We start from the raw sequence: 6,059 nt of genomic DNA, 5'->3' as shown, positions 1-6,059 counted from the left end.
TGCTGGCCGGCGGCGCGCTCTACACGGCCGGGCAGATCGGGCTCGACCCCGCCACGGGCGACCTGGTCCAGGGAGGCGCGGCCGCGCAGGCACGCCGGGCGCTGACCAACCTGGCGGCCGTCGTCGCGGCGGCGGGCCTGTCCATGACCGACACCGCGAGGGCGACGCTCTATCTGGCCGACCTGGCCGACTTCGCGGCGGTGAACGAGGTCTACGCGGAATTCTTCGGGGAGGCCCCCCCGGCCCGCGCCGCCGTACAGGTCGCGTCGCTGCCGCTGGGCGCGCAGGTCATGATCGATCTGATCGTCGTGGCATCCTGAGCACTGCTGTATTATCCTCCCATGATGGTTCGCGGGAGTGGATGGGGTCTGGTGGCCCCCCGGGACTTCAAATCCTTGTGTCGGGCGCGTACAACCGTCCGAGGTGGGTTCGATTCCCACACATTCCCGCCAAGGGCTTTCCTTCCGCTCCGAACCTGGCAATCGGCGAACGAGGTCATCCGATGACATCCGCGGCGGTGATCATCAATCCCATTGCGGGCGCCGCGAGGGGACGCCTGACGCCGCGCGACGCCGCCGGATTGCTCGGCGCCCACGGGATCGATTGCGAGATCCTGGTGACGCGCCGGGCCGGCGGTACTCCGGAGCTGGCGGCCCGGGCGGCGGCTCGTCATCCGCTGGTGGCCGTCGCCGGCGGCGACGGGACCGTCAGCGAAGCAGCCTGCGGCCTGACGGGAACCGATGCCACGCTGGTGCTGTTGCCGTGCGGGAGCGGCAACGATTTCGCCAACGGACTCGGCATCATGTCGCCGCGGGAAGGCGTGGCGGCGGCGGTCTCGGGACGCGTCGCCGAGATCGACGCGTGCTCTTTCGCCGAACGCTTCTTCATCAACTCGTGCGGGCTCTTCTTCAACGGCGAGGTGTCCCTGCGGGCGGCCGACGTCTCGCGACGCTGGGGGAGGCTGCGTTATCCGGTGGCGACGCTGGGTCTGCTGACCGGTTACAAGGCGCCGGCGGCCACCTGGCGCATCGATCCCGGCGGTGCGGGCGAGACCGTCCTCGGCGGCCGCTGGCTCCTGGCCGAGATCGGCAACGGGACGCGTTGCGGCGGCGGTTTCCGGTTGACGCCGCGGGCCGATCCCGCCGACGGTCTGCTGGATTTCTGCCTGGTGCGCGACCTGAAGACCTGGCAGAGGGTGCTGATCCTCCCGCGGGGCATCAAGGGAACGCATCTGTCCGATCCGGAGGTGCTCTATCCGCGCGCCGCCTCGGCCGAGGTCGAAGTGCGACGGACCCTGGCGGTGCACTGGGACGGCGAAGCGGCACGGATCCCGCCGGGGACGTATCGTTTCCGGGTGGACCCCGGGAGCCTGCGGGTGGCGGTGAAGAACGGAGCGGGATGATGCGTGCGATTGCGGCGACCCTGATGCTGGTCCTGTCCGTGGCGACGCCCGTCGCGGCGGGCGGGGGAGCGTCGGCCGCCGCGGCGGATTCCTCGTCGGCGGGACCGTCCTTCGTGCCGTTGTCTTCGCTCACGCCGGCTTACAGCGCTCTCTACCGCGCGCCCACGCCGGTCAACGCCACCGCGGCCGTGTACATGACGCCCGTCTTTCCCGGCTGGGGGCAACTCTACAGCGACAACGGGTGGCGCGCCGTGCTGGCCTTCGGGGCCGAGATGTGGTTCTGGAGCCGCATGCTGATGTACGACCGCAAGGCGGTCCGCTTGAAGCTCTACGAGGCTGCGGCCGCCAACGACATTTCGCGTGCCTTCTACCACGATCAGATCGTGGAATACTGGGAGTTGATGCGGGACAACGCTTGGTGGTCGGGGGGCGCCTTGCTTATCATTGCGGTCGACGCGTACGTGGATGCGCACCTGCACCGGTTCGACCAGGACCCGGTGCCGGTCCCGGACGACTGGGATCCCGGCGCACAGCCCCAACCCATCGAGCTGCCCCACCGCGCCGCTCCCGTCGCGGCGATGACGCTCGGCTGGACCGCGGAGTTCTGACCCGTCCCCAACCCCAGGGATCGTCGCGATGTCCGTCATGACAAACACCCGCAACTTCTGCATCATCGCCCACATCGACCACGGCAAGTCGACCCTGGCCGATCGCATGCTGGAGGTTACCGGGACCGTGTGTGGTCGCGACCTGCGCGCGCAGGTCCTCGATTCCATGGACCTGGAGCAGGAACACGGCATCACCATCAAGAGCCACCCCATCAGGATGGTCCACGCGTCGCACGACGGCGTGGAATACGTCCTGAACCTGATCGACACGCCCGGGCACGTGGACTTCCACTACGAGGTCTCGCGCAGCCTCGCGGCCTGCGAAGGCGCGTTGCTGGTTGTGGACGCCGTGCAGGGCATCCAGGCGCAGACCATCAACAACCTCTACCTGGCGCTGGAGCATGACCTGGTGATCATGCCGGTGATCAACAAGATAGATCTGCCGGCGGCCCGCACCGGGGCTTTGATCACCGACCTGGTCGAGCTGCTCGGTTGCGAGCCCGAGGAGGTGCTCCGCGTCAGCGCCAAGACCGGTGCGGGCGTGGACGAGTTGCTCGCCGCCATCGTGGCGCGGGTCCCGCCGCCCCGGGGCGACGTGGATGCGCCGACGCAGGCGCTGATCTTCGACTCGATCTTCGACCCATACATGGGCGCGGTCGCGTACGTGCGCATGTTCCACGGTTCCATCGCCAAGGGGCAGCGCATCCTGCTCCTGCGCCAGGAGCGCGAGCACGATGTGGGGGAGATCGGCTGGTTCCGCCTGGAACGCGTGCCGCGACCGGGCCTGACGGCGGGCGAGGTGGGTTACATCGCCACCGGGGCGAAGGACGTGCGCCACATCCGCGTCGGCGACACGGTGACACTGGCCGCCGCTCCCTGTCAGGAACCGCTGCCCGGCTACGTGGAGGCCAAGCCCATGGTCTTCAGCGGCTTCTATCCCACCGACAACGACGACTACGACAATCTCAAGGACGCCCTCCAGAAGCTGCAGCTCAACGACGCGTCTCTGGCCTGGGAACCGGAGAAGAGCGCGGCGCTCGGTTTCGGGTTCCGCTGCGGTTTCCTGGGGCTCCTGCACATGGAGATCGTCCAGGAGCGGCTGGAGCGGGAATACGACCTGAGCCTCATCGCCACGTTGCCCAACGTGGAGTACGAGGTGGCCACCAGGGGAGGCGACATCATCGTGGTGGAGAATCCCGCCCGGATGCCGCCACCCCAGGAGATCGTCGAGGTGCGCGAGCCTTTCGTGCGGGCATCGGTCATCACGCCCAAGGCCTACATCGGCAGCGTGATCCAGATCACCCTGGACCGCCGCGGTATTCAGAAGAACATGGAATACGTCGACACCGAACGGGTGAATCTGGAATTCGACCTACCCTTGAGCGAGCTCGTGGTCGATTATTACGACAAGCTCAAGTCCGTGTCCAAGGGGTACGCCTCGCTGGACTACGAGTACACGGAGCACCGCCCTGGCGACCTGATCCGCCTGGACATACTGATCAACGGCGATCCCCTGGACGCGCTGGCCTGTATCGTTCACCGCGAGAGCGCCTACGAGTGGGGCGTGGAGCTCTGCCGCAAGCTCAATGAGCTGATCCCGCGCCAGATGTTCCAGGTGGCCATCCAGGCGGCGATCGGCACGCGAGTGATCGCCCGGACCACGGTCAAGGCGTTCCGCAAGAACGTGACGGCCAAGTGCTACGGCGGAGACATCACGCGCAAGCGCAAGCTGCTCGAGAAGCAGAAGGAAGGCAAGAAGCGCATGAAGCTGGTGGGGGCGGTGGAAATCCCCTAGGAAGCCTTCATGGCCGTGTTGAAGGTCGAGCGATGAGACCGGAGGAGAACGGATATGGCCGCTGACAAGGCGAACAGGACCGAGCGGGGCTCCGCGCGACTGGAGCGTAGTTTCAGGCGCCGCTTGTGGACCGACTACGTGAAGCCCATCGGCACGGCGATTCTCATCGCCCTGCTCATCCGGCAGTTCGTCATCCAGGCCTTCCGCATCCCCACCGGTTCGATGGAGCGCACCCTGCTGATCGGCGACTTCCTGTTCGTCAACAAGTTCCTCTACGGCGCCAAGACTCCATCGCGCATCCGCATCCCCCTGGTTAACTGGACACTGATCGACGGGCTCCCCGTGTTGAAGCTGCCGGCCATTCGCCAGCCGCGCCAGGGCGACATCATCGTCTTCGAGTTTCCGCTCGACAGGGACCTGGACTACATCAAGCGCTGCGTCGCCGGGGCCGGCGATCGCGTGGAAGTGCGCGACGGCAAGCTCTTCGTCAACGACAAGGTCTACGAGGACGACCTCAGCCACCCCCGGGACGACACCTCGCTGCGTTCCGCGGGCGCGCGCGTCGAGCCGCACACCAATCGCGACATGTCTCAGATATCGAAGCCCTTCAACCGGAACTTCCGCCTCGCCGACGCGCTGAGCACCCGTTTCATCTCGACACGGCGGTTCGTGGAGTCCATCGAGGCGGCCCTGACCGCAGACGTCGGGCTCGATGCGGAGACCGTCCGGCCGCACCTCGATCCCCTGCGCGACCATGTCGACGGTACGCTCACGCTCACGTCCGTGGACATGCACCGCCATGTGGACGCCCTGCGCGCCCTCGCCCGCGAAACCGGCGCGCCCTACGTGGTGCCCGCGGGCATGATCTTCATGATGGGCGACAACCGCTTCAACAGTCAGGACAGCCGCTACTGGGGACCGCTGGACATCGACCTGATCCGGGGCAAGGCCCTCTTCATCTACTGGTCGTGGGACAAGGCGAAGAAGCTCCCCCGGCTCAACCGCATCGGGGACCTGATCCGGTGAGCGCTACGGGGCGGACCGCGCCGCCCCACGGGGGCGGCGGACTCTACCTGCACGTGCCCTTCTGCGCTCGATCGTGCTCCTATTGCCATTTCTGCCGGACCGACCGCCACGATCCATCCCGCAGGCGCCGCTACGTGGACGCCGTGCGGCGCGAGTTCGCGCTGCGCGCCACGGGCTGCGGCCTGCTGGCGGGATCCGGTGCCCGCCTCGCCGCGACCTGTTACGTGGGGGGCGGCACGCCGTCCTGCCTGGAGCCGGATCTCTTCGCGGCGCTGCTCGCCGGCACCTGGGACCGGCTGAGCCGCGCGTCCGACGCGGAGGTCACCGCCGAGGCCAATCCCGAGACTTTCACCGCGCCGCTGGCGGCGGCCTGGCGCGGCGCCGGCGTGAACCGCATCAGCCTGGGCGTGCAGAGCCTCGACCCGGGCGTGCTCGCCCTGCTGGGCCGCTCCTGCGGACCGGGCGCCGCCCGCGAAGCCCTGCGGCTCGCATCCCGCACTTTCGGGCGGGTGTCGGCGGACTGGATCCTGGCCCCGGGTTGCCGCCCGGAGCGCCTGCGCGCGGAATTCGCCGAAGCCCGCGATCTCGGCGTCGGTCACGTCTCCTTGTACATCCTTGAAGTGCACGAGGGCACGCCCCTGGCTGAGGCGGTGGCGGCGGGCAGGCTGCGCCTGCCGCCCCGTGAAGAGACCGAGCGGATCTACCTGGAAGCCCGCGCCGACCTGGCCGGGCTCGGCTATGCGCAGTACGAGGTATCGAATTTCTGCCTGCCGGGGGAGGAGTCGCGTCACAACGCGGCGTACTGGCGCCGTGCGCCCTACCTGGGGCTGGGGCCGGGCGCGCACGGATTCTGGGGCCGCCGCCGCTATGCCAATCACGGGGATCTCGAGCGATACACGAGCGAGATCGAGCGCGGGCGACTGCCCGAGGCCTCGTGCGAAACCCTCGACCGGCGTGCCCGGCTCCTGGAGAAGATCATCCTGCCGCTGCGCACGCGCGCGGGTGTGCCTCTCGCCGACCTGCCGGTGGCGCGGGAGTGGCTGGCGCGCGGCGCCCGGGAGGGCCTCTGGCGCCTGGACAGGGGCCGGCTGAGGCTGTCGGGCAAGGGCCTGCTGCACATCGACGAGGTGGAGGCGGCGTTCAGCCGCAATCTCGATTCCCGCTCGATGCGGTATCGGGGTTCGCGGCCGTCTTGTTGACACTCCGGACCGGAACCCACTAACTTGTG

Annotated in this window: 6 protein-coding genes, 1 tRNA gene and 1 pseudogene; all 8 read left to right on the top strand. The window is 68.3% G+C overall.

Translation table 11 applies throughout. From position 1 onward, the window contains the following. Nucleotides 1-320: Rid family detoxifying hydrolase (locus KJ554_11865; GenBank protein MBU0743027.1), on the top strand; the 320-nt coding region annotated here is incomplete at its 5' end. Between the two features lie 33 nt (nucleotides 321-353). Next, a tRNA-Sec gene (locus tag KJ554_11860) sits at nucleotides 354-452 on the top strand. A gap of 50 nt (nucleotides 453-502) precedes the next feature. Then, entirely contained in the window at nucleotides 503-1,402 is a 900-nt protein-coding gene (locus KJ554_11855; GenBank protein MBU0743026.1) for a hypothetical protein, read from the top strand. Next, a complete protein-coding gene (locus tag KJ554_11850; protein MBU0743025.1) occupies nucleotides 1,402-2,010 on the top strand; it encodes a hypothetical protein in 609 nt (202 codons plus the stop codon). The genes KJ554_11855 and KJ554_11850 overlap by 1 nt, the downstream gene beginning before the upstream one ends. A 37-nt stretch (nucleotides 2,011-2,047) precedes the next feature. Next, a complete protein-coding gene (gene lepA / locus KJ554_11845; GenBank protein MBU0743024.1) occupies nucleotides 2,048-3,805 on the top strand; it encodes a translation elongation factor 4 in 1,758 nt (585 codons plus the stop codon). 54 nt (nucleotides 3,806-3,859) lie between these two features. Beyond that, a pseudogene (gene lepB / locus KJ554_11840) lies at nucleotides 3,860-4,303 on the top strand (signal peptidase I). 87 nt (nucleotides 4,304-4,390) lie between these two features. Next, nucleotides 4,391-4,831, top strand: a complete 441-nt coding sequence (gene lepB / locus KJ554_11835; GenBank protein ID MBU0743023.1) for a signal peptidase I — start codon at nucleotides 4,391-4,393, stop codon at nucleotides 4,829-4,831. Further along, nucleotides 4,828-6,030 (top strand): coproporphyrinogen III oxidase family protein, encoded by a 1,203-nt coding sequence (locus tag KJ554_11830; protein MBU0743022.1) that lies wholly within the window; start codon nucleotides 4,828-4,830, stop codon nucleotides 6,028-6,030. Before lepB (KJ554_11835) ends, KJ554_11830 begins: the two co-directional genes overlap by 4 nt. Nucleotides 6,031-6,059 lie beyond the last annotated feature (29 nt).

Source organism: bacterium (assembly GCA_018814885.1).
Classification (GTDB): Bacteria; Krumholzibacteriota; Krumholzibacteriia; order LZORAL124-64-63; family LZORAL124-64-63; genus JAHIYU01.
This window is presented reverse-complemented; position numbering and strand designations above follow the sequence as displayed.